Below are 21,444 nucleotides of genomic sequence, written 5' to 3' on the forward strand. Positions count from 1 at the left end.
CCGCCCTCTTGCGGTCAGCCAGCGGTTTTCGCCAGCTTGCGATAAATATCCTGGTCCAGCTTTTCCATGAGCCGTTCTGGCTTTGACAGCGCGGTGAAGCCGAACTGCCGGTACAGTTCGTGCGCGTCCGCCGTGGCCAGCATCATGCGCCTCAGGTGCTGCAGATCGGGATGTTGCCCGATGAAGGCCATCAAGGCCTTGCTGACGCCTTGCCCGCGCGCGTCCGGCCTGACGAACACATCGGCAAGATACGCAAAAGTGGCCTTGTCGGTGATCATGCGGGCAAACGCCACCTGCTTGCCGTCGCGATAGACGCCAAAGCAAAGCGACCCGGCCAGCGAGCGCTCGAAGATATCGCGCGGAATGCCGCGCGCCCAGTAGGATTCCTCGCTGAGATAGCGAAACACCATTTCGCGGTCCAGCCGCGCGATATCGGTGTCGAATTCCAGTGATTGCGGCATTCAGCCCTCCTTGCCAGAGTCATTGGCCATTGTGACCGATAGCGGGGGCTTGCGCACCACGGCTTTGCCGCGCATGCGCGCGAAAGCCGCTGCCAGTCGCCGCCAGAGGCTGCGCCGTACGGCGACCACCGGATCAAGGCGGGCTTCCAGCAGGGCGGCCCGGTCGCGGGCCACGAGTTCGTCGGGAATGAGGTCGCGCTGTCTGTGGCGCGACAGATGCTTAAAGATCAATGCCATGATGGCGGTACCTGTAAAGAACGATAAAGAACAGTGGCCCGCAAACGGATGAGGCGGGCCGCACATGCCGCCATCGCGGCGGCACGCCGGCAGTATCAAATCAATGCCATGCGCATGTCAATGTCGGGATACAAAAAAGGCATGCCATGGCATGCCTGCATTTGTGGGCGCCGGACGCCGCCTCTCACGCGGCGGAAGCGCCGCGCGCCGCGCGCATCTGCCAGAAACCAGCCGCGGAATACAGCACCAGCGCCGTCCAGATCAGGGCGAAGCCGGCCAGCCGCGCGCTGTCGAAAGGTTCGCCGAACAGCAGCACGCCCAGGCCCAGCTGGATGGAGGGGCCTACATACTGGATCAGCCCCACCGTGGCCAGCTTTAGCCGGCGCGCGCCAGAGGCGAACAGCAGCAGCGGAATGGCGGTCACCACGCCTGCGCCCATCAGCAAGCCGTCCAACAACGAGCTGATGTGGCCGTAAGCGCCGTCGCCCCGTCCTTCAAACATCAGCAAAGCCGCCAGGGCCAGCGGCGCCATGAGGAAGGTTTCCAGCGCCAGCCCTTCCAGCGACGCCAGCGGGGCCTTCTTGCGCAACAGTCCGTAAAAACCGAAGGTGGCCGCCAGCGACAGCGCCACCCAGGGCAAAGCACCGGCAGAGAAAGTAATCCAGGCTACGCCCAGCGTGGCCAGACCCACGGCCAGCGATTGCGGCAGGGTAAGCCGTTCCGACAGAAACAGACGGCCCAGCAACACGTTCACCAGCGGGTTGATGAAGTAGCCCAGGCTGGCTTCCACCACTCGCCCCTGGTTCACCGCCCAGATGTAAATGCCCCAGTTCATGGACAACAGCAAGGAAGACAGCGCAAAAATGCCCAGCTTGCGCGGGTCTTTCACCGCCGCCGGCAGCCAGGCCCATTGTTTGCGCACCAGCAGGATGCCGGCGACAAACAAGGCAGACCAGACAATGCGATGGCAAAGGATTTGAAGCGCCGGCACTTGATGCAGCGGTTTCCAGTAAAGGGGAAACAGGCCCCAGATGACAAAGGCGACAAAGGTGTACAGCACGCCTTGCGTGGCGTGCTGTCGATCGGATGCGGAGGACATGGCGGGCGGATACAGCTTGTAGTGAGTCAGTATCACAGCTTACCGGCTAGTGCCCTGCGCCGAAACCATGACGGATGCACAGGGTGTTCTGGATACAAAACAATGCCTCTGCCGCATGCTGCGTTGGCACAATCGCCGCAGTCAGCGCGGCAATCGCGTCAATCTCTTTGACGTTGACGTAAACGTAACTTATATTCCGCCCACAGCCGCCCCGACAAGGCGCGATCCGGCGACATCACCCGCATTCGGGCCGAATCCGGCCTACAACAGAAGAATAAAACCGGACGCGCACCCTGGGCGCCACACCACGCCACAAGCGAGAAATCGACCGCAGCCCTTCGGCCACCATGCCGGAGAGAGTCGTGCGGCAGGAGGAGAAAGCATGTCGATCCGCCATGTAGATCTGGAAGAAAAGTACACCGCGGCCACCGGCCAGGTACTGATGACCGGCATTCAGGCGCTGGTGCGCCTGCCCATGCTGCAACAAGAGCTGGACCGCGCCGCCGGCCTCAATACCGCCGGCTACGTCACCGGCTACCGCGGCTCGCCGCTGGGCAACGTCGATCAGGCCATGCAAAAAGCCGAGGCCTATCTCAAGCCGCACAATGTGGTGTTCCATCCCGGCCTTAATGAGGATCTGGCCGCCACGGCGGTATGGGGCACGCAACAGGTCAACATGTTCGAAGGCGCCAAGTACGACGGCGTCTACGCCATGTGGTACGGCAAGGGGCCGGGCGTGGACCGTTCCGGCGACGTGATCAAGCACGGCAATGTGGCCGGCACCTCGCGCCACGGCGGCGTGCTGCTGGTGGCTGGCGACGACCACGCCGCCAAATCCTCCACCTTCCCGCACCAGTCCGACCATATTCTCGCCGCCAGCATGATTCCGGTGCTGTCGCCCTCCGGCGTGCAGGAGGTCATCGATTTCGGCCTGCACGGCTGGGCGATGAGCCGCTATTCCGGTTGCTGGACCGCCATCAAGGCCATTTCCGACACCATCGAAAGCTCGGCGGTGGTGGACATCTCGCCGGAGCGCTTCCAATTTGTCATCCCGGCGGACTTCCCCATTCCGGAAGGCGGCCTGTCCATCCGCTGGCCGGATCCGCCGCTAGTGCAGGAAAAACGCGTACTGCATCACCGCCTCTACGCCGCCCTCGCCTACGCCCGCGCCAACAAACTCAACCGGGTCACGCTCGATTCGCCCAAACCGCGCCTGGGCATCATCACCTGCGGCAAGAGCTATCTGGACGTGATGCAGGCGCTGGACGATCTGGGCATCGATGAAAAACTGGCCGCCGACATCGGCCTGCGCATCTTCAAGGTGGGCATGGTATGGCCGCTGGAGCCGGAAGGCGTGCGTCAGTTTGCCGAAGGCCTGGACGAGATTCTGGTGGTGGAAGAAAAACGCCAGATCATCGAATACCAATTGAAAGAACAGCTCTACAACTGGCGCGACGACGTGCGTCCGCGCGTGGTGGGCAAGTTTGCCGAAAAAGGCGAATGGGCGTTGCCGCACGGCGACTGGTTGCTGCCCGCCGCCGGAGAACTGACGCCGGCCATGATTGCGCGCGCCATCGCCAGCCGCTTGGCGCTGATCTTTGACAGCCCGGTGATCCATGACCGGCTGAAGTTCTACGACGAAAAAGAAGCGCAGTTGGTGAAGCCGCGCGAAAACATCGCCCGCGTGCCGCATTACTGCTCAGGCTGTCCGCACAACACCAGCACCCGCGTGCCGGAAGGCAGCCGCGCGGTCGCCGGCATTGGCTGCCATTACATGGCGCACTGGATTGAAGGCGACAGCACCAAAACCTTCACCCAGATGGGTGGCGAAGGCATCACCTGGGTGGGCCAGGCGCCCTTCACCCATACCCGCCACATTTTCACCAATCTGGGCGACGGTACTTACTTCCACTCCGGCATTCTGGCCATCCGCGCCGCCGTGGCGGCCAAGGTCAACATCACCTACAAGCTGCTCTACAACGACGCGGTGGCCATGACCGGCGGCCAGCATGTGGACGGCTATCTCGATGTGCCGATGATTACCCGCCAACTGGCGGCCGAGGGCGTGAAACGCATCGTTATCACCAGCGACGATCCGGACAAATACCGCGGCGCGCACGGCCCGGTGACGGGGTTGGCCGAAGGCGTGGACATTTTTCATCGCCGCGAGCTGGACCGTCTGCAACGCGAGTTGCGCGAGACCGAAGGCGTCACCGTGCTGATCCACGATCAGACCTGCGCCGCTGAAAAACGCCGCCGCCGCAAACGCAAAGAGTTTCCCGATCCGGCCAAACGCGCCGTCATCAACGAGCGCGTCTGCGAGGGTTGCGGCGACTGCGGGCAGAAATCCGGCTGCCTGTCGGTGTTGCCGGTGGAAACCGCGCTAGGCCGCAAACGCCGCATCGATCAGTCCAGCTGCAACAAGGACTTCAGCTGCGTGGAAGGCTTCTGTCCCAGCTTCGTCACCGTGGAAGGCGGCCAGTTGAAGAAACAGGCCGGCGCTTCGGCCAACCTTGCCGACATGCCGCCGCTGCCCGCCCCGGCCATTCCGGCGCTGGATCAGCCCTACGGCATCATGGTGACCGGCATTGGCGGCACAGGCGTGGTCACTATCGGTCAGGTGCTGGGCATGGCCGCGTATCTGGATCACAAGGGTGTCACCGTGCTGGACATGGCCGGCCTTGCGCAAAAGGGCGGCTCGGTGTGGTCGCATGTGCGTCTGGCCGCTTCGCAAGAACAGCTGCACGCCGTGCGCATCGCCGCTGGCGACGCCAACCTGGTGCTGGGCTGCGATCTGGTGGTCACTGCCTCGGAGGAAGCGCTGGCCAAAATGCGCGAAGGCTTCAGCCAGGCCATCGTCAACAGTTACGAATCCCCTACCAGCGCCTTCCTGAAAAACCCGGATGTGCGTTTCCCGACCCGCGCCATGAAGGACGCCATCGTCGAATCCGTCGGCAACGGCAGGTTTGCCGAAGTCAACGCCACCCGCTTGGCCACCTCGCTGATGGGCGACGCCATTGCTAGCAATATGTTCATGTTGGGTTACGCCTGGCAGAAGGGGCTGGTGCCCGTCAGCGAAGCCGCGCTGATGGAAGCCATCCGCCTCAACGGCGCGGCCGTGGCTTTCAACCAGCAGGCCTTCCTCTGGGGCCGTCACGCCGCGCACGACCCGGCCCGGGTTGAAGCGCTAGTGACACCGTCCTCGGTGGTGCAGTTTGTTCCACGTGAAACGGCGGACGGCGTCATGCATCACCGCGCCAAGGAGCTGACCGCTTACCAGAACGCCGCCCTGGCCGAACGCTACAAGGCGCTGGTGGAGCAAACCAGCCACAAGGAAACCGCGCTCAACCCGGCCAGCAACGCACTGACGCTGGCCGTGGCCCGCGCCTACTACCACGTGCTGGCGTACAAGGATGAGTACGAAGTGGCGCGCCTGTTTACCGACGGCGAGTTCCAGCGCGAGCTGGCCAGCCAGTTTGAAGGCGACTACCAGCTGCGCTTCCACATCGGCGCCAGCTGGGTCACCGGCGGCCATGCTCGCAAGATCGCCTTCGGCCCCTGGCTGTTGCGCGGCATGAAGTTGCTGGCACGGCTGCGCTTCCTGCGCGGCAGCGCCTTCGACCCCTTCGGCTGGCAGAAAGACCGCCAGCTGGAGCGCCGCTTGATTGTCGAGTTCGAATCGCTGGTGGAAAAACTGCTGGCCGCGCTGACGGTGGACAACATCGCCAATGCCGCCGAGGCGGTGCGCCAGTTCGACAGTGTGCGCGGCTTCGGCCACGTGAAAGAGAAGAACTGGGCGCAAGCGCAGTCGCGCATCAAGGCATTGCTGGAAGGCAACAAGGGCAACGCTCGCCGTCAGGTAGCCTGACCGGCAAGTTGCAGTGTGGTGCGGGCAGTGCAGCGTTTCCTGTCTCAGTCAGGGGAAACCGCTGCCTGTCCGTACGAGGGTGGTTAGGCGCGGGCCGGGGTCCGCGCCCTTTTTTTGCCCGCCGTTTCCCCACGTCGGGGAAAACCGGCACCATAATCAAGCATCAGGACAGCATCAGGCTGAGCCGCTTGGCCTCGTCCAGCGCCTGATCCACGCCGCTGTACTCGTCCTGCCAGACCCAGACGCCGTGCACTACATCCAAAGCCTCCACCAGCCATAGCCGGCCTTCGCTGCCCAGCGCCACCTGACGGGCGCGCACCGGGCGACAGTAGTTGAACATCACCACCTCGTTGGTTTTGTGAACCGTGGGGTGTTTGCGGGGTGTGGAGAAAAACGGCATGATCGGCCTCCTTTGCAAGGGCGGTATCCACCCCTGAACCAGCAAACCCCGTGCCAGCTTGCTGCGCTGCGGCAATTTTGACGGCCACCGGGCGCAGGCTTAGCATGGCCGGGACCGTCCTAGAGGAGCGCAACATGGAAAACCGCAAGCTCGCGGTGCTGATCGATGCCGATAACGCCCAAGCCAGCCTGGTGGCGGAACTGTTGGCCGAAGTGGCCAAATACGGCACCGCCGTGGTGAAGCGCGCCTACGGCGACTGGACCACCACCCAGCTCAAAGGCTGGAAAGCCGTGCTGCACACCCACGCCATCCAGCCTATCCAGCAGTTTGCCTACACCAGCGGCAAGAACGCCACCGATTCGGCGCTCATCATCGATGCGATGGACCTGCTCTACACCGGCAACTTCGACGGCTTCTGCCTGGTGTCCTCCGACAGCGACTTCACCCGCCTGGCCACCCGCCTGCGCGAAGGCGGCCTGACCGTGATCGGCTTTGGCGAGCAAGCCAAAACGCCGCGTCCCTTCATCGCCGCCTGCGACAAATTCGTCTTCACCGAAATCCTCAAGCCGGAAAAGGCCAAACCCGTCGCGCAGACCGACAAGCCCAAAACCCGCGCCACGCGCGCCAAGGGCAAACCGGAGCCGGTGCGCGAGCCGGAACCTCACCCGCTGCAGGCCATGTTCACCAGCGCCATCGAGGCGGTGGAACGCGACAGCGGCTGGGCGGAGCTCTCGGTAGTGGGCTCTTACCTCGCCAAGAACGACCCCTCGTTCGACCCGCGCAATTACGGTCATTCCCGCCTGTCGCAAATGGTGAAAAAACTGGATTTCCTCACCGTGCAAGAGCACCGCAACGGCTCCAAACTGCACTGCGAGATCCGCATCAAGCACGACGGACACACGCCGGAAGCCGCTCCGGCCCCGGAAGTCCGCCCCGCTGCGGAGCCCAAACCCCAGCCGGCAAAAGACGCACCGCGCAAACGCCGCGTCAGCCGCAAGAAAACCGACGCCGGCCCGCAGGACTAAGCACCGCGGACAAAACCTCGCAGAGACCCTGAGCCAAGACGCGCCGACGCAGACAGCACACCTGCAAGCGCAGGGGCTTTGTCGGGGGGTACGGCCACCACAGAACACAGGCGGCGCACACGGAGCGCCCGCCAGCACAAAGGAGCAAACCATGCAGATTCGAGATGCGCGACTGGAAGACCTGGCAGTCATTCTGGACATCTACAACGAGGTTATCGCCACCACCACCGCCGTCTACAACGACGATCCCCTCAATCCGGGTGAATTCGCCGTCTGGTTCCAGGACCGCCTGGAAGCTGGTTACCCGGTGCTGGTGGCCGAAGACGGCGACGGCCGCATTCTCGGCTTTTCCAGCTTCGGCGATTTCCGCCCCCGCCCCGGTTTCCGCTTCACGGTGGAGCACAGCGTGCACCTGGCGCCGGAAGCGCGCGGCAAGGGCATCGGCAAGGCGCTGGTCAGCGCCCTGTTCCCGCGCGCGCAGGCGCTGGGCAAACACACCATGATCGGCGCGGTGGACGCCGCCAACGAGGCTTCCATCCGCTTCCACGAAAAGCTGGGCTTCATCCGCGTGGGCACGCTGCCGCAAGTGGGCTTCAAGTTCGATCGCTGGCTGGATCTGGTTTACATGCAGAAATTCATCGAAGGCAGCGGCGACGCGCCGCCAGTGACGGCCTGAACGGGAAAGCCGACTGAAAGGCCAGGCAAGGAAGTTGGCCGAAGGCCGGTGAAACGGCTGGAGAAAGCCGGAAAATGAAAAACGCCGCAGTCCCCCTGCGGCGTTTCCCTTTTTGGTACATCGCTGTTGAATCAGCGTTTTATCTTGATGCTGCTCTATTTCTGTCCTCTGTACGACTTAGCGCACGACTGCAACGATATCCTTACTGAACACCTTTTCGCAATACTTGCATTTCATTTTTGTGTCTTTTTGTTGCGGCTTGACGTAGAAGAAGCTCTTTACCGGCTCTTGATGCGAAATGCAGTTGGAGTTGGGGCAAGCGAAAATGCCTTCGATGGTGTCCGGTAATTCCAGCTTGTGCTTCTTCACCACTTCGAAGTTTTCAATGACGTTGACCGTGGCCTTGGGAGCAAACAGCGCCAGCTCGTTGGCCTGGTCTTCCGTCAGCGCCACGTTCTCCACCTTGATGATGTCCTTGGCGCCCATGTGGCGCGAAGTCAGGTTCAGACCGACGGTGATGCGCTCGCCGGTTTCGGCCAACTTGAACAGACGCAGGATGTTCACGCCCTGGCCAGCCGGAATGTGATCAATGACAGTGCCTTCTTTCAGGGCTTCTACGGTACGGGTGTATTGCATGATGGATCTCCCTGAGCTTAGACGGTTTCGTTCAGTACCAGCGACAGCAGCGCCTGGCGGGCGAAAACGCCGTTCTTGGCTTGCTCGAAATAGTAGGCATGCTGCGTGGCGTCGACATCCACGTGGATTTCATCCACGCGCGGCAGCGGATGCAACACCTTCATATTGGTGCGGGCGTTCTTCAGCATCTCGGCCTTGAGCACATACTTGCCCTGGATTTTCTTGAAGTCGGCTTCATCGAAGCGCTCGCGCTGCACGCGGGTCATGTAGAGGATGTCCACCTGCGGGATCACATCGTCCAGACTGCCAACGATGGTGTATTCGATGCCCTTCTCGTCCAGCTCTTCGCAAATGTAGTCCGGCATGGCCAGTTGTTCGGGCGCCACAAAGTAGAAACGCGCGCCAAACAAGGACAAGGCCTGGGTCAGCGAGTGCACGGTGCGGCCGTACTTGAGGTCGCCGACGAAAGCCACGGTGAGGTTTTCCAGCGTGCCCTGGGTTTCACGGATGGTGAACAGGTCCAGCAGGGTTTGCGTGGGGTGCTGATTAGAGCCGTCGCCGCCGTTGATCACCGGCACCGGAGAGAACTCGCTGGCCAGACGCGCCGCGCCCTCCTTCGGATGTCGCATCACCACCGCATCGGTGTAGGAGCTGATGATCTTGATGGAGTCCGCCAGGGTTTCGCCCTTCTTGGCGCTGGTATTGCCGCCGTCGGCAAAGCCGATCACCGTGCCGCCCAGACGCTGCACAGCGGTTTCAAACGACAGGCGGGTGCGGGTGGACGGCTCGAAGAAGCAGCTGGCCACCAGCTTGCCTTGCAGCAGATCGTTGCGCGGTTCGCGTTTGAGCTGACCCGCGGTCTCCACGACAAGCTCCAGTTCCTCGCGGGAGAAATCCGGAATGGAGATGATGTTTTTCCTGTATAGCGGGTTGGCCATGATGGGGTTCCTTGTTATGTCTGCTGTCTGTTGCCCATAAAAAAAAAGCCCCTGAATAATCAGGAGCTTTTCTTCTGGAAATACGCGGGTTCGGGAAATACGCCTACTCGCAGCAACGATGCCGCGCCGCCCTTGCTGGCGGTGCTGGCGACAAACGGGATCGATGCGAAAGACTGCAAGTGGGTGCTCTCCGAACAAACTGCTGGATTCTAATCCCAAACCCGGTCGCTTGATAAGACCCGTGTCGCAAAAACCGATTTTTACGGCACGATTGGACAAACTCACTCCGCCGCCAACAATCTTATCCCCAGCGCCAAGTACAAGCCGCCGGCAACGCGGCCAAGCCAGCGCCCGGTCGGCAAACGACTCCCCACCACCCCTGCCAGCCGGCAAAGCAGCAAAAGATACGTTGTGTTGATCAGACAAAACACCAGCCCCAACAGCAGGAATCCACCCAGGTTGGCCGAAGCCGGCGTCAGGAAGGCGGGGAAAAACACCATGAAGAACAACACGGCCTTGGGATTGCCCAAGGTGATCCACAGGCTGCGACGAAACGGCTCACCGCTGCCCGGCGCCATATGGGCAGCGTCGCCCGAGGCCCGCCAACAGCAACAACCCAACCATAGCAGGTAGGCCGCGCCGGCCCAGCGCACTCCGGTGGCAAACACCGGATGCGCAGCCAGCAAGGCCGCCGCACAGTGCGCTCAGCAGCGACAGTGTTCCTGCGCCTGGCGTGGCGGCCAGCAACAAGGCGGCGGGAAAAAACAGACTCCAGTGCATGGCGCGCTCCGGTGGCAATGTCCGCTCATGATGCCGGAAAACAAAACGCCGCACAGCGTGCGGCGTTGATGCGGGCAGCGACTGGCGATTACAGCCGGAAATTGCTCACCAGACGCTCCAGATTGGCGGACAGCTCTTTCAGCTGCGACACCGACGCGCTGACCTGGCTGACCACGTGGCTGTTGCCCATCGCCATATTGCTGATGCGCTCCACGTTCTGCGCAATCTCCTGGCTGGCCTGCGACTGCTCGCGGGTAGAGGCTGCGATATCCACAATGCTGGATACCAGTCCCTGGCTGCGATCCAGCACATTGTTCATCGCCGCATTGGCTTGCGATGCAATTTCCACGCTCAGGCTGACCTGCTCGCGGCTGGACTTCACATCAGCCACCGCATCGCGGGTTTCATTGCCAATGGCGCTCACAATGCGCGTGATTTGCACTGTGGCTTCCGCCGTGCGACCCGCCAGATTGCGCACCTCGTCCGCCACCACAGCAAAGCCGCGGCCCATCTCGCCGGCACGCGCGGCCTCGATGGCGGCGTTGAGCGCCAGCAGATTGGTTTGATCGGCAATGTCCTTGATGACGCGGACGATGGTGGACACCTCCTCCGAACGCTCGCCCAGACCGTTCATGCGTTCGGCCAAGGCGTGCATGCTGTCGGTCATGCGGCGGATTTCTTCCGTCACCCTGCCCACGGTGGCGACGCTCTCCACGGTCAGCTCGCCGGTTTCGCGTGCGGCGGACTCTGCCTCCTGCGCCGTGTTGGCAATGTGCTGCACACTTACGGTCACTTCTTCCACGCCGGCGGCGGTGGCGCTGGCGGCATCGGACTGGTTGGCCGAAGCCTGTTCCACCTGACTGGCGGACTCGGCCAGGGAAATGGCAGCGGCCGACACTTCGCGGCTTTGCTCGCGCACGTCGACAAACATGTCGCGCAGGCTACTGATGAAGCGGTTGAAGGCGTCGGCCGTACGGCCGATTTCATCGTTGTTGGCAATCTGCATGCGGATGGTGAGATCGCCCTTGCCTGACGCCAGTTGATCCATGGTGTCGGCCAGCTGGTTGAGCGGACGCATCAGCGCGCGCACCACGCCGGTCAGCACCAGCAAGATGGCAACCAGCGCCACCACGCCGATCAGTACAGCCGTCAGCCCCTGCTTGCGCGCGTCGGAAGTAATGGCGTCCGTCGGCACGGTCACGCCCAGCGACCAGTACTGGCCGGTCTTGCCTACCCGCACCGGGTGGAAAAAGTGGGTGAAGCCGCCTTCTTCATAGACGAAGCTGTCGCCTTTCTTAATCTGCTCCAGATGCGAAGCCAGCGCGTCGTCCTTGGGCACCGGTTTGCCCAGCAGCTCGGACTTGGCGTTGACCACATACAACCCGCCTTCGGACACCATGCGCACATAGCCGGTTTCATACAGGTGGATGTCGCCGAAACGCTTCTGCAGCTGATCCAGCGCCACGTCGGTAGCGGACACGCCCAGCAGCTTGCCGCTGTCGTCCTTCATCACGACGGCCAGCGAGCTTTCCAGAATCTTCTTGCCTTGCACTTCATAAGGGAAGGGCTCGGTGATGGTGTCGCGGCCCCGCTGCTTGGGCACGTAGTAGAAGTCGCCCCAGCCCGGCTTTTCGTAATCGGGCTGATAGGTTTCCGGGTGCTCCTTGTATTTGGGAAATTGCTTGACGCGATCGCTGTCCACCATCACATCCATCTGCGCCTTGCCCTGGGCGTTGCGCGTGATGTAGGGCTGATAGCGACCGGAGGGGTCATGGCGCGGCCAGTCCAAGCGGAAGGCGTTGTCGTTGCCGTCAAAGGCGTTGGGCTCCCACAACATCCACAAGCCAACTGATTGCGGCGCGCCATCCAGCATCTGCAGAATGATGTTGTCCGCCACTTTGCGATCCGGCGGGTTGACGCGTTTGATGCCGGAAATGGTGTCGGCCAGATGCTTTGGCAGGGCAAAACCAGTGTCGAAATCGGACTCGGCGTCCTTGGCATAACTGCTGGCCTGCTCGGAAGCCAGTTTGTAACCCGCATCAACGGCCGCGTTATAACTTTGCCAGACGATCAGACCGATCATCACTGCAAAGCCGATGGCGATCGCCCCCGCCGCCACGATAATGATGCGCGTACTCAGGTGGCCCCATTTTTTCTGGCTCATGTTTCTTTCTCCCCGCCTGCCGGCTTTACTTTAAAACTTATGCACGATTTTCAATTGTGCATAGGTATTTTTTTGCATGACATTCAAGTCATGATGAAAGTGTAGGGGGGAAGAGGCAATGACGCCGGACAAACAGCCGCCGGAATGAAACCGGCGGTTTTTTCATGCCATCGCATTAAACCATTATCTGGAAAGGGTCAGGGCCGGGTACTGCGTTCCAGCGCCTCCAGCCAGACCATAGCGTGGCTGTTGCTTTCGCCGCACATTTCCATGGAAGGCTTCAGGCCTCCGCACACTGTGGGGCGCTCCGGACTACCAAACAGGCGACACAGGTTGTCGTCGTCCAGCTGCGCGCAGCGCACCCCTGCCGGCTTGCCGTCCGGCATGCCCGGAATGGGCGATGAGATGGAAGGCGCGATGCAACAAGCGCCGCAATGCAGTCTGCAGTCCATTGTTTCTTCAAGATCAAACGGGACGACACCATACCATAGGAGAAAAAGCCCATCAGCCGATTTCTCGCCGTCCCCTCTATGGAGATACCGTTAATTCCCTATAATGAGAAAATAACAAGAAATTTCTGTTCTCCAAATATCACCACAGCCAGAGCCAGAAGAATGATCAAGTGCATCGACGTGTCCGACCTGAGGGTCGGCATGTACATTCACGACCTCAATTGCGACTGGATGTCGCACCCTTTCCTGCTCAAGCGGTTTTTGGTCAGCGATGAGGCGCAGATACACAAAATCCGCGACTCCGGCATCCACGAGGTATACATCGACACCAAGAAGGGCATGGACATGGCGCACGCGCCTACCGTGACCGAGGTGAAGAAAAAGCTGGAACGCGAAATCATCGAATTCGCGCAGCAAGAGGCGCCTGAGGAGCGCCAGGTAGAAGCGTCGGAAGAGTTTGGCCGCGCGCAGCTTATCCACAACGAAGCCAACCTCATCATCAAGGGCATCCTGCAGGATGTGCGCCTGGGCAAGCAGGTGCAGCTGGAGCAGGTGGAACCCTCGGTGGAGCGCATGACCAGCTCCATCTTGCGCAATGGCGGCGCGTTGCTGTCGCTGTGCCGCATCAAGGACAAGGACGACTACACGTTTCAGCATTCGGTCAGCGTGGGCGCGCTGATGGTGAGCTTCTGCAAAGCCATGGGCATGAGCAAGGAAGTGATCCATCACGCCGGCATCGGCGGCATGTTACACGACATCGGCAAGATGAAAGTGCCGGACACCATTCTCAACAAGCCGGGCAAGCTTACCGAGCAGGAATTCGCCGTGATGAAATGTCATGTAGTGGAAAGCAAGCGCATCCTGCTCTCCACCAGCGGCATTTCCGATACGGCGGTGAAAGTGGCGGCGCAGCACCATGAACGCCACGACGGCAGCGGTTATCCGGAAGGCCTGAAGGGCGAGGAAATTTCCCAGCTGGGTCAGATGGCCGCCATCGTCGACGTATACGACGCGCTCACCTCCGACCGCTGCTATCACAAGGGCATGCCGCCCACCGACGCGTTGCGCAAGATTTTCGAGTGGTCCAAATTCCACTTTAATCCCTCGCTGGTGCAAGCCTTCATGCGCTGTATCGGCATCTATCCGGTAGGCACGCTGGTGCGACTGGAAAGCGGCCGGCTGGGCGTGGTGATCGAACAGAACGACAACAACCTGGTGTCGCCCAAGGTGAAGGTGTTTTTCAGCTCCAAGAGCAATACCTATATTCCGCCTGAAATTGTCGACCTATCGCGCGGCGTGGGCGCGGGCGGCGGCGACAAGATCGTCAAGCACGAGCAGCCGGAAAAGTGGCGGCTGGACCCGCTGCGCTTCCTGTAAGCGCCTTCGGCCAACATGACAAAGCCCGCGCAAGCGGGCTTTGTCATTGCATCACGCACAAGCCGGTATCAGACTGCGTGCTGACGCACCACCATGGCCTGTTCCGGCGACGGGAAGTTGGCGGCGGACAGGGTTTCGCGGATGGTGCGGTTGCTGTCGAAATACACCTGCCAGTAATCCTCCGGCTTGCAGAACGGGCGCACCGCCAGCACCGGGCCCAGCGGGGTGAACTCCAGCAACGCCACATCGGTAGCCGGTTCGGCCAGCACATTGGGAATGGCGGCGATCTTGTCCTTGAGCAGGCTGATGGCCAGCGCGTGATCCGCCGTGGATGCCAGCTGTGCTTTCAGGTCCACGCGGCGGTAGCCATTGGCGCTGTAATTCTGGATGGTGTCGGAGAAGATCTTGTTGTTGCCGATCAGCGTCATCACGCCGTCCGGGGTATCCACCACGGTGGAGAACAAGCCGACCTCCTTCACCGTGCCGGTGACGCCGGCCACGCAAACCGCGTCGCCCACCTTGAACGGCCGCAGCACCACCAGAAAGATGCCGGCGGCGAAATTGGCCAGCAAGCCGCTCCAGGCCATGCCGATGGCCACGCCGGCGGCGGCGATGATGGCGGCGAAGGTTGTGGTTTGCACGCCGAAGAAGCCGAGGATGCCGATCACCAGCACCACTGTCAGCGTTACAGACAGAAAAGAATGCGCGTAGCGGCGCAGCGTGGGGTCCAGATTGCGACGTCTGAGTTGATCGTCCAGCATGCGGGTGGACAGCGAGATCAGCCAACGGCCCACCAGCCACAGCAGAATGGCGGACACGATGTTGATGCCGGCCTGGATGGCCAGATCGGTCCAGTGGGAAAGATTGATTTTGTCCATGTTCATCCTGTTATTTCAGTTGAAGGGTCAACTGAAAAATAGAATGCTCATGGCAAAAATGCCAGTTTGCGCGGTCAGCGCGCCAAAACCGGCGCCAAAGCCCGGCACGTATCGCCAATACCGCCTTGCACACACAGATCAAACACCCGGTCCATGCGCGTGGGCGTGTAGTTGATCAATACCGTAGCCACCCCGGCCCGGCCTGCTTCCACCGGAATCAGATTCACTGGCGACACCTCCAGCGAAGAGCCCATCACCAGCAGCAGATCCGCATCCATCGCCGCGTCGAACGCCTCTTCCAGATGCGGCACCGCCTCGCCGTACAGCACGACGTCCGGCTTCAGCACATCCATGCAATAAGTACACAGCGGCAATTCGTGGTGGTTGATGTATTCCAGCGTGTGGCGACGGCCGCAGGACGGGCAGCTGGAAGTAAGCAGCGTACCGTGCAGTTCCAGCACCCGGCTGCTGCCGGCGCGGGTGTGCAGGCCATCGATATTTTGCGTCAGCACCGTCACCTCACGCCCGCTCCGCTCCAGCGCCGCCAGGAAAAGATGGCCGTCATTGGGCTGGTAATTGCCCAGCAGCTTGGTGTGGAAAATCTGCTTGAAGCCTTGCCAGAAAGCTTCGGGCGAAGCGCGGAAATAGTCGATGGACACCATTTCTTCCAGCCGCAAACCTTGTTGCCACAAACCTTTGGCCGAACGGAAATCCGGTATGCCCGATTCGGTGCTCATGCCGGCGCCGCTCAGCACGGCAATGCGGCGCGCTTCGGCCAACATGGCTGCCAACTGCTGCAAATTGTCGTTCATTGTTGTTGTCTCCCTGCCATCCGCGCCAGCTTAGTCAGCCAGCATGCCACGGGCAAGAACGCGCTCAAGGCTGTTTGTCCTGGCTCAAATCGGCCGCTGGCGGCGGATATTTCCTGGCGTTCTTCACCAGTTTGTCCGCTACCGCAGCGTTCATGTCCACGCCCATCACCGTAGCCAGCCGCATCAGGTACAACAACACATCCGCCATTTCTTCCTGCAAATGAGTAAAACGCGACGGATCCTCGCGCAAACGGGCGGCTTCATCGTCGGTCAGCCACTGAAAAATTTCCGCCAGTTCGCCAACTTCGCCGGTCAGCGCCAGCACCAGATTGCGCGGCGTGTGGTAGCGCGGCCAGTCGCGCTCTTCGGCAAACCTTGTCAATGCCGCCTCCAGCGCCGTCGTTTCCAACAGTCTTGTCGTCATGCTTTTCCTCGCCGACCAAGGCCGGTTTCACGTGAAACGCCAAACAAAAAAGCGCTTGTGCGTTACAAGCGCTTTGCTTTGCCCTGCGGGCAGCATCAGTCGCGCAGCAGGCCTTCGGCGCGCAGCGCGGACTGCACGGCGGGCAAGGCCGCCACACGCGCCATGAAGGCGCTGATGTGCGGGAAGTCCGCCAGCGAGCGCTTCACCATGCCGGCCCAGTTGAGGCAGGTAAACAGATAGGCATCAGCCACGCTGAAATGGTCGCCGGTCAGATAAGCCGTCTTGGCCAGTTGCGCTTCCACAACCGCAAAGCGAGCGGTGAGCTTGGCCCAGGCGGCGTCTTTGGCCTCATCGCTGCCCGGGTAGAACAGCGGCGAGAAACTCTTGTGGATTTCGGTGGCGATGTAGTTCAGCCACTCCTGCAACTGGTAGCGCGCCAGCGTACCGTTGGCCGGGGCCAGACCCTTTTCCGGCGCGAGGTCGGCCAGGTACTGCACAATGGCCACGCCCTCGGTCAACACTTGCCCGCTGTCCAACACCAACGCCGGCACGTAGCCCTTGGGGTTGATGGTGGAAAAGTCGACGCCGCTCTGAGTGGTGTGCGGTTGCGCGCGCAGATTCACTTTTTCCGCGTCGAACGGCAGGCCGGCGGCAAACAGCACGATATGCGGGGAAAGGGAGCAGGCTCCCGGCGAGAAGTAGAGCTTCATCATGCCTCCAGATCAGGATGTGAAACAGCGAAGCGCCCCAAAACGGCGGCGCGGGTCGACTTTACGTGGGTGCGGACACCGGCATTTCAAGCCGAAGGTTTGCGGCCGAACAGGCGTGGCCGGTTGTCTGCGTCGGGTTTGGGTTCGGGCCGGGTTTTCATCGATACATACAAGGCTTCCACCTGTGTTCGCGCCCACGGCGTGCGACGCAGAAACACCAGGCTGGAGCGAATGCCGGGATCGTGATTGAAGCAGCGGATATTGATGCGACGACCCAACTCCGGCCAACCATACTGCGCCACCAGCTCTTCCAGCATGCGCTCCAGCGTCACGCCGTGAGTGGGATTATTGGATTGGGCCGTCATGGATTACTTTCTGTGGATAACTTCATTGCCTGATAAAATCTGTGGATAACCTTGCTCGCCGGTGCAAAACCGGATTGCCGTCGGCAAACGCTTCACAAGACCGTTCCGGCGCGAAGTGTAGACCGCCGCCACCCAGCCCGCCAGTTTTTGCCCTGATGCCGATAAGCACGGCGCGGTGGCAAACACTGCATGAAGCAGTCGGTCGCATCGCCGAAGCGCAAGCGTCAGCATCGCTTATTAAAATTTGCTAACACATGCCCCTGATTTACTCACATTTGGCAGACATTTGCTTTTCATAGTGGGAGAGTTATCAAACCGACTCAGTGAAGGAAAGCCAAGATGAAACCGTTCAAGACTCTGCTCGCCGCTGGTTTGCTTACCGCCGCCGCTCTGGCCGGCACCGCCTACGCGGAAGGCGGCCCCTGCCCAGCAGGCCCGGCTGACGGCAAGGCCTCCAACTGTAAATTCGACCCTGCCAAGATGGAAGCACGCATCGCAGAGCATCAAAAAGCGCTGCACGACAAACTGAAGATCCAGCCCAATCAGGAAGCCGCCTGGAAAACCTTCAACGATGCCATGAAACCGCAAGGCATGACGATGGAACACCCCAAGATGGACGGCAACGCCACCACGCCCGAACGCATGCAGGCCCATGTGGACATGATGCAGAAGCATCTGGACGCCATGAAGCAGCGCGCGGACGCCACCAAAACCTTCTATGCCCAGCTGACGCCGGAACAGAAGAAAACCTTTGATCAAGAAGGCAACCGCATGCAACAGCGCATGCGCGAGCACATGATGCGCAAGCCGATGGCCAGCCAGCCCAAATAAGCCAATCCGCGCATCAACACAAAGGCAGCCTCGCGGCTGCCTTTGTCATGTCCGCGGCAAAGTATCGCCGCCAAGATCAGGGGATCAGCCCTTGGGAAACCACTTGTCGCCGAAATTGACCAGCAACACACCGCCCACCACCAGCAAGGCCCCCATCAAACGGGGCGCAGTGACGTCGCGCAGCGGCATGGACAACCAGCCGAAGCGGTCAAACAGCAATGAAGCGGTCACCTGCCCGGCGATGATCAAGGACAGCATCACCGCCACGCCGATGCGCGGCGCCAGCAAGGTAGTGCCAAATACAAAGAACGCGCCCAGCGCTCCGCCAAGAAACATCCACCACTCGCCGCGCGCCAATTGGCCAAAGCCGCTCCATTTTTGCCCGGTGGCCAGCGCCACCACGCACAGGGTAAGACAGCCCACGGCGAAAGACACCAGCGCCGCCAGCACGGTGCTGCCGCCAATCAGCAGCTTGAGCTGATTGTTGATGGCGGCCTGCAAGGGCACCACGATGCCGATGGCGAAGGCCATGAGCGGGAAAATCGGGTTCATGCGCAATCCTTGGAAAATGTGCGACGGGTTTCACGTGAAACCGTCGTCTATGGTCTACAGCGCCTTGACCGGAATGGTCTTGCCCGCGCGCGGATTGCGCGTGTAAGCGCAAAAACCGGGTCGCGGACCCACCTTGGGATGGTTGCGACAGGTATTCGGCCGTTGTTCGTAAATGGTGCACAGCCGGGTTTGCTGATCCAGGTACTGACAGTCGCCATTGGCGCGTCGTCCCAGCGTAAACAAGCCGTGCTTGAAATTGAAATGCTGGATTACCCGCTGCTTTTCCAGCCGTTTGGCGATGTTCTTTACCGGCTCATCCAGCTCGAATTCATCCACCACGCCCATGCGCACCAGATCGGGCAGGCGCACTTCCACCGGCATCGAGCAGCAGCTGCCCATGCAATCGGCGCACAGCCCGTTGCGATAGCGGGTCCAGGTATCCAGTCGTTCGATATCCGCCATGACTGCCTCAGTCCGGGCGCTTGCGGAAGAAAGTCATGGGCGTGGTGTAAGGCACATCGCTGGGCGCCGGGCTTTTCAGCACGTGCTTTTTCATCTTGCCCATGATGTGCATTTCACACGGGCGGCAATCAAACTTCAGCGTATAGGTTTCGTTGCCCGACTTCAGCGTCATCGGATCGGCGCGCACCTGACCCATTACACCCTTCACGCCCTTGGCCTGCTTGGGGCAAAGATTGAACGAGAAGCGCAGACAGTGCTTGGTGATCATCAGGCTCACCTCGCCTTCCTCCTCATGCGCCTCGTACGCCGCGTCCATCACTTCCACGCCGTGCTTGCGATAGAACTGCCAGGCAAGCGGGTTGTAGACATTGGCCAGGTAGCTGAGCGTGGTTTGCGGATAAGCCACCGGCGGCTCCACCGCCGCCTTGCGTTGCGGGCGCTGCCAGGCCGCCAGCCGCTCGGCCTCCAGCTTTTCCACCGCCTCGCGGCGCAGGCCGTTGAGTGCGGACGCGGGTACAAACCACATCCGGCTGAGCGCCAGAGATACATCATGAGCAATGAACATGGTATTGCCGAGGCGCGACAAGCCATCCACAAGGTTGGCCGAAGCGCGCTCTTCGTCGCGCGCGGCTTCCAGCGCCAGTTCCGCTTCCGCCGCGCCGCTGCAGCCGTCCTCGTCGGTGATCACCAGCCGCAGACCCTTGCCGGTTTCCGACAGGGTGAGCCAGACGCCCACTTTGCGTTCGGCCGACTTCTTCAACAGCGACAGCTCCCAGGCGTGATCGCGATTGCGGTTCAGCGGCGTACCGGGCTTCAGGCCGGCCAATAGCGCCGGATCATTGGGATGGCACAGCCACAGGCGATCACCGCCCGGCACCTTGCCGATTTGCTTCACGGTGTTGAGCTGCATGCCCACCACTTCGCGCTTTTTCATGAAGTTGACGCCGTCGCCGTTGCTCATGTCCTCGGGCGTGGCCACTTCCAGCCAGTCCGGCCCCACCCGGTGCGCCAGGCCCAGCGGCACGCCGACGAATTTGGGCGAATCGAAAGCGCCGATGTCGATCTTGCGGCCGGTGGCAAAGTAATCCGTGGCGCCACGGTGGAAGGTCTTGTCCGGGTCGGGCGCAAAAAAGATTTCGCTGCCGCCACTGGAGGCGCGGCCCAGTTCCGGGCGGCGCTCGATGATTTCGTCCAGCAACAGGCGGTAATGCGCGGTGATGTTCTTGACGTAGGACACGTCCTTGTAACGGCCCTCGATCTTCAGCGAGCGCACGCCGGCGTCCAGCAGGGTTTCCAGATTGTTGCTCTGGTTGTTGTCCTTCATGGACAACAAATGCTTTTCAAAAGCCACCACGCCGCCGTTCTGGTCGGTCAGCGTGTAGGGCAGACGACAGGCTTGCGAGCAGTCGCCCCGGTTGGCGCTGCGGCCGGTTTCAGCATGGCTGATGTAGCACTGGCCCGAGAAAGCCACGCACAGTGCGCCGTGAATGAAGTATTCGATGGTGGCGCGATCGCCGACGGTGTCGGCAATCTTGCGAATCTGCGGAATGGTCAGCTCGCGCGCCAGCACCAGTTGCGAGAAACCGGCATCCGCCAGGAAAGACGCCTTGTCCGCATCGCGGATGTCGCACTGGGTGGACGCATGCAGCTCGATGGGCGGCAGGTCCATTTCCAGGATGCCCATATCTTGCACGATCAGCGCATCCACCCCGGCGTCGTACAGTTGCCAGATCAGTTTGCGCGCCGGCTCCAGCTCCGCCTCATGCAGGATGGTGTTGAGCGTGGCAAAGATGCGCGCATGGTAGCGGTGGGCAAAGCGGGTGAGCGCCGCGATGTCTTCCACGCTGTTGCAGGCGTTGTGCCGCGCGCCAAAGCTGGGCCCGCCAATGTAAACGGCGTCAGCGCCGTGCAGGATGGCTTCCCGCCCGATCTCGGCGGTTTTGGCGGGGGACAACAGTTCGATCTGGTGCGACAGCAGACTCATGACAATTCCTGGCTACAGCTAGGGTTTTTCTGAGTGAAAAACCCACGACGAAAAGGCCGGAAGTATAACGTAATCAGTAGCTTATGAATAGCGCCGATTATTCCTGCGTTCTAACGCCCTTGTTTTTCCATTGGCATTAATTTTTATTAATTATTTATAACAAGCCATATTCATCTACGTATGGATACTTATTGACGCATTTTTCACTTGCGACCTTTCTCCCCCGCGGACTACAACCTCAAATACCACTCTATTACCAATTTAACGTTGAGCACCGCTGACAGGGCCTCGTGGAAGCGCCGCGAAAATGCGC

The 21,444-nt window shown here is 60.9% G+C and carries 22 protein-coding genes; 5 read left to right on the forward strand and 17 right to left on the reverse strand.

Annotation, left to right across the window (positions count from 1 at the left end; translation table 11 throughout):
* Positions 1-14: 14 nt before the first annotated feature.
* From Q0P52_RS08630 to rarD, 3 genes are all read right to left on the reverse strand, one after another.
* Complete coding sequence (locus tag Q0P52_RS08630) at positions 15-461, reverse strand: GNAT family N-acetyltransferase (RefSeq protein WP_293760697.1); 447 nt, start codon at positions 459-461, stop codon at positions 15-17.
* The gene (locus Q0P52_RS08635; protein ID WP_293760699.1) at positions 462-698 is read right to left on the reverse strand and encodes a hypothetical protein; all 237 of its coding nucleotides are present in this window, start codon (positions 696-698) and stop codon (positions 462-464) included.
* 184 nt (positions 699-882) lie between these two features.
* Positions 883-1,833 carry an EamA family transporter RarD gene (gene rarD / locus Q0P52_RS08640; RefSeq protein ID WP_293813702.1) on the reverse strand — a complete coding sequence of 317 codons (951 nt, stop codon included), beginning with the start codon at positions 1,831-1,833 and terminating at the stop codon, positions 883-885.
* A 346-nt stretch (positions 1,834-2,179) separates the two neighbouring features.
* Between rarD and Q0P52_RS08645 the strand changes: the two genes are divergently transcribed.
* On the forward strand, positions 2,180-5,665 hold the full coding sequence (locus Q0P52_RS08645; protein WP_293760705.1) for an indolepyruvate ferredoxin oxidoreductase family protein: 3,486 nt from the start codon (positions 2,180-2,182) through the stop codon (positions 5,663-5,665).
* A gap of 163 nt (positions 5,666-5,828) precedes the next feature.
* Here the strand turns inward: Q0P52_RS08645 and Q0P52_RS08650 are convergent, their stop codons facing one another.
* Positions 5,829-6,065, reverse strand: coding sequence for a hypothetical protein (locus Q0P52_RS08650; RefSeq protein WP_293760707.1), 237 nt, complete (start codon positions 6,063-6,065; stop codon positions 5,829-5,831).
* A 134-nt stretch (positions 6,066-6,199) separates the two neighbouring features.
* Between Q0P52_RS08650 and Q0P52_RS08655 the strand changes: the two genes are divergently transcribed.
* Together Q0P52_RS08655 and Q0P52_RS08660 are read left to right on the forward strand one after the other, a co-directional pair.
* A complete protein-coding gene (locus Q0P52_RS08655) occupies positions 6,200-7,090 on the forward strand; it encodes an NYN domain-containing protein (protein ID WP_293760710.1) in 891 nt (296 codons plus the stop codon).
* A 151-nt stretch (positions 7,091-7,241) separates the two neighbouring features.
* On the forward strand, positions 7,242-7,766 hold the full coding sequence (locus tag Q0P52_RS08660; RefSeq protein ID WP_293760712.1) for a GNAT family N-acetyltransferase: 525 nt from the start codon (positions 7,242-7,244) through the stop codon (positions 7,764-7,766).
* Between the two features lie 177 nt (positions 7,767-7,943).
* Here the strand turns inward: Q0P52_RS08660 and pyrI are convergent, their stop codons facing one another.
* The 5 genes from pyrI to Q0P52_RS08685 form a co-directional block, all read right to left on the reverse strand.
* Entirely contained in the window at positions 7,944-8,402 is a 459-nt protein-coding gene (gene pyrI, locus Q0P52_RS08665) for an aspartate carbamoyltransferase regulatory subunit (protein WP_293760715.1), read from the reverse strand.
* Positions 8,403-8,419: 17 nt separating this feature from the next.
* Positions 8,420-9,340: an aspartate carbamoyltransferase gene (gene pyrB / locus Q0P52_RS08670; RefSeq protein ID WP_293760718.1), complete on the reverse strand. Its 921-nt coding sequence runs from the start codon at positions 9,338-9,340 to the stop codon at positions 8,420-8,422.
* A 281-nt stretch (positions 9,341-9,621) separates the two neighbouring features.
* On the reverse strand, positions 9,622-10,026 hold the full coding sequence (locus Q0P52_RS08675; RefSeq protein WP_293760721.1) for a LysE family transporter: 405 nt from the start codon (positions 10,024-10,026) through the stop codon (positions 9,622-9,624).
* A gap of 182 nt (positions 10,027-10,208) precedes the next feature.
* Positions 10,209-12,284 carry a methyl-accepting chemotaxis protein gene (locus Q0P52_RS08680; protein WP_293760724.1) on the reverse strand — a complete coding sequence of 692 codons (2,076 nt, stop codon included), beginning with the start codon at positions 12,282-12,284 and terminating at the stop codon, positions 10,209-10,211.
* Positions 12,285-12,481: 197 nt separating this feature from the next.
* The gene (locus Q0P52_RS08685) at positions 12,482-12,736 is read right to left on the reverse strand and encodes a YkgJ family cysteine cluster protein (protein WP_293760727.1); all 255 of its coding nucleotides are present in this window, start codon (positions 12,734-12,736) and stop codon (positions 12,482-12,484) included.
* Positions 12,737-12,898: 162 nt separating this feature from the next.
* Here Q0P52_RS08685 and Q0P52_RS08690 point away from each other — a divergent pair, with 162 nt between their 5' ends.
* On the forward strand, positions 12,899-14,113 hold the full coding sequence (locus Q0P52_RS08690; RefSeq protein WP_293760730.1) for an HD-GYP domain-containing protein: 1,215 nt from the start codon (positions 12,899-12,901) through the stop codon (positions 14,111-14,113).
* A 68-nt stretch (positions 14,114-14,181) separates the two neighbouring features.
* Here Q0P52_RS08690 and Q0P52_RS08695 read toward each other — a convergent pair whose 3' ends face one another.
* From Q0P52_RS08695 to Q0P52_RS08715, 5 genes are all read right to left on the reverse strand, one after another.
* Positions 14,182-14,991, reverse strand: coding sequence for a mechanosensitive ion channel family protein (locus Q0P52_RS08695; protein WP_293760732.1), 810 nt, complete (start codon positions 14,989-14,991; stop codon positions 14,182-14,184).
* A 74-nt stretch (positions 14,992-15,065) separates the two neighbouring features.
* Positions 15,066-15,803: an NAD-dependent protein deacylase gene (locus Q0P52_RS08700; RefSeq protein WP_293760734.1), complete on the reverse strand. Its 738-nt coding sequence runs from the start codon at positions 15,801-15,803 to the stop codon at positions 15,066-15,068.
* A 64-nt stretch (positions 15,804-15,867) separates the two neighbouring features.
* Complete coding sequence (locus Q0P52_RS08705) at positions 15,868-16,227, reverse strand: nucleotide pyrophosphohydrolase (RefSeq protein ID WP_293760737.1); 360 nt, start codon at positions 16,225-16,227, stop codon at positions 15,868-15,870.
* A 95-nt stretch (positions 16,228-16,322) separates the two neighbouring features.
* Positions 16,323-16,940, reverse strand: a complete 618-nt coding sequence (gstA, locus tag Q0P52_RS08710; protein ID WP_293760740.1) for a glutathione transferase GstA — start codon at positions 16,938-16,940, stop codon at positions 16,323-16,325.
* A gap of 83 nt (positions 16,941-17,023) precedes the next feature.
* Entirely contained in the window at positions 17,024-17,302 is a 279-nt protein-coding gene (locus tag Q0P52_RS08715) for a VF530 family protein (RefSeq protein ID WP_293760743.1), read from the reverse strand.
* Between the two features lie 339 nt (positions 17,303-17,641).
* Between Q0P52_RS08715 and Q0P52_RS08720 the strand changes: the two genes are divergently transcribed.
* Complete coding sequence (locus Q0P52_RS08720) at positions 17,642-18,133, forward strand: Spy/CpxP family protein refolding chaperone (protein WP_293760746.1); 492 nt, start codon at positions 17,642-17,644, stop codon at positions 18,131-18,133.
* Positions 18,134-18,217: 84 nt separating this feature from the next.
* Here the strand turns inward: Q0P52_RS08720 and Q0P52_RS08725 are convergent, their stop codons facing one another.
* From Q0P52_RS08725 to Q0P52_RS08735, 3 genes are read right to left on the reverse strand one after another with little or no spacing between them, the layout of a single operon-like run.
* Positions 18,218-18,685 carry a DMT family transporter gene (locus Q0P52_RS08725; RefSeq protein WP_293760749.1) on the reverse strand — a complete coding sequence of 156 codons (468 nt, stop codon included), beginning with the start codon at positions 18,683-18,685 and terminating at the stop codon, positions 18,218-18,220.
* Between the two features lie 54 nt (positions 18,686-18,739).
* On the reverse strand, positions 18,740-19,147 hold the full coding sequence (locus tag Q0P52_RS08730) for a YkgJ family cysteine cluster protein (protein ID WP_293760752.1): 408 nt from the start codon (positions 19,145-19,147) through the stop codon (positions 18,740-18,742).
* 7 nt (positions 19,148-19,154) lie between these two features.
* The gene (locus tag Q0P52_RS08735; RefSeq protein WP_293760755.1) at positions 19,155-21,131 is read right to left on the reverse strand and encodes a U32 family peptidase; all 1,977 of its coding nucleotides are present in this window, start codon (positions 21,129-21,131) and stop codon (positions 19,155-19,157) included.
* Between the last annotated feature and the right edge of the window lie 313 nt (positions 21,132-21,444).

It is taken from the genome of uncultured Aquitalea sp., assembly GCF_945957525.1.
Taxonomy (GTDB): Bacteria; Pseudomonadota; Gammaproteobacteria; order Burkholderiales; family Chromobacteriaceae; genus Aquitalea.

Excerpts from the sequence above, each read along its gene's own strand:
- Q0P52_RS08630 (WP_293760697.1), bottom strand. The coding sequence starts at position 461 with ATGCCGCAATCACTGGAATTCGACACCGATATCGCGCGGCTGGACCGC.
- Q0P52_RS08635 (WP_293760699.1), bottom strand. The coding sequence starts at position 698 with ATGGCATTGATCTTTAAGCATCTGTCGCGCCACAGACAGCGCGACCTC.
- Q0P52_RS08645 (WP_293760705.1), top strand. The coding sequence starts at position 2,180 with ATGTCGATCCGCCATGTAGATCTGGAAGAAAAGTACACCGCGGCCACC.
- Q0P52_RS08650 (WP_293760707.1), bottom strand. The coding sequence starts at position 6,065 with ATGCCGTTTTTCTCCACACCCCGCAAACACCCCACGGTTCACAAAACC.
- Q0P52_RS08655 (WP_293760710.1), top strand. The coding sequence starts at position 6,200 with ATGGAAAACCGCAAGCTCGCGGTGCTGATCGATGCCGATAACGCCCAA.
- Q0P52_RS08660 (WP_293760712.1), top strand. The coding sequence starts at position 7,242 with ATGCAGATTCGAGATGCGCGACTGGAAGACCTGGCAGTCATTCTGGAC.
- pyrI (WP_293760715.1), bottom strand. The coding sequence starts at position 8,402 with ATGCAATACACCCGTACCGTAGAAGCCCTGAAAGAAGGCACTGTCATT.
- pyrB (WP_293760718.1), bottom strand. The coding sequence starts at position 9,340 with ATGGCCAACCCGCTATACAGGAAAAACATCATCTCCATTCCGGATTTC.
- Q0P52_RS08680 (WP_293760724.1), bottom strand. The coding sequence starts at position 12,284 with ATGAGCCAGAAAAAATGGGGCCACCTGAGTACGCGCATCATTATCGTG.
- Q0P52_RS08685 (WP_293760727.1), bottom strand. The coding sequence starts at position 12,736 with ATGGACTGCAGACTGCATTGCGGCGCTTGTTGCATCGCGCCTTCCATC.
- Q0P52_RS08690 (WP_293760730.1), top strand. The coding sequence starts at position 12,899 with ATGATCAAGTGCATCGACGTGTCCGACCTGAGGGTCGGCATGTACATT.
- Q0P52_RS08695 (WP_293760732.1), bottom strand. The coding sequence starts at position 14,991 with ATGGACAAAATCAATCTTTCCCACTGGACCGATCTGGCCATCCAGGCC.
- Q0P52_RS08700 (WP_293760734.1), bottom strand. The coding sequence starts at position 15,803 with ATGAACGACAATTTGCAGCAGTTGGCAGCCATGTTGGCCGAAGCGCGC.
- Q0P52_RS08705 (WP_293760737.1), bottom strand. The coding sequence starts at position 16,227 with ATGACGACAAGACTGTTGGAAACGACGGCGCTGGAGGCGGCATTGACA.
- gstA (WP_293760740.1), bottom strand. The coding sequence starts at position 16,940 with ATGATGAAGCTCTACTTCTCGCCGGGAGCCTGCTCCCTTTCCCCGCAT.
- Q0P52_RS08715 (WP_293760743.1), bottom strand. The coding sequence starts at position 17,302 with ATGACGGCCCAATCCAATAATCCCACTCACGGCGTGACGCTGGAGCGC.
- Q0P52_RS08720 (WP_293760746.1), top strand. The coding sequence starts at position 17,642 with ATGAAACCGTTCAAGACTCTGCTCGCCGCTGGTTTGCTTACCGCCGCC.
- Q0P52_RS08725 (WP_293760749.1), bottom strand. The coding sequence starts at position 18,685 with ATGAACCCGATTTTCCCGCTCATGGCCTTCGCCATCGGCATCGTGGTG.
- Q0P52_RS08730 (WP_293760752.1), bottom strand. The coding sequence starts at position 19,147 with ATGGCGGATATCGAACGACTGGATACCTGGACCCGCTATCGCAACGGG.
- Q0P52_RS08735 (WP_293760755.1), bottom strand. The coding sequence starts at position 21,131 with ATGAGTCTGCTGTCGCACCAGATCGAACTGTTGTCCCCCGCCAAAACC.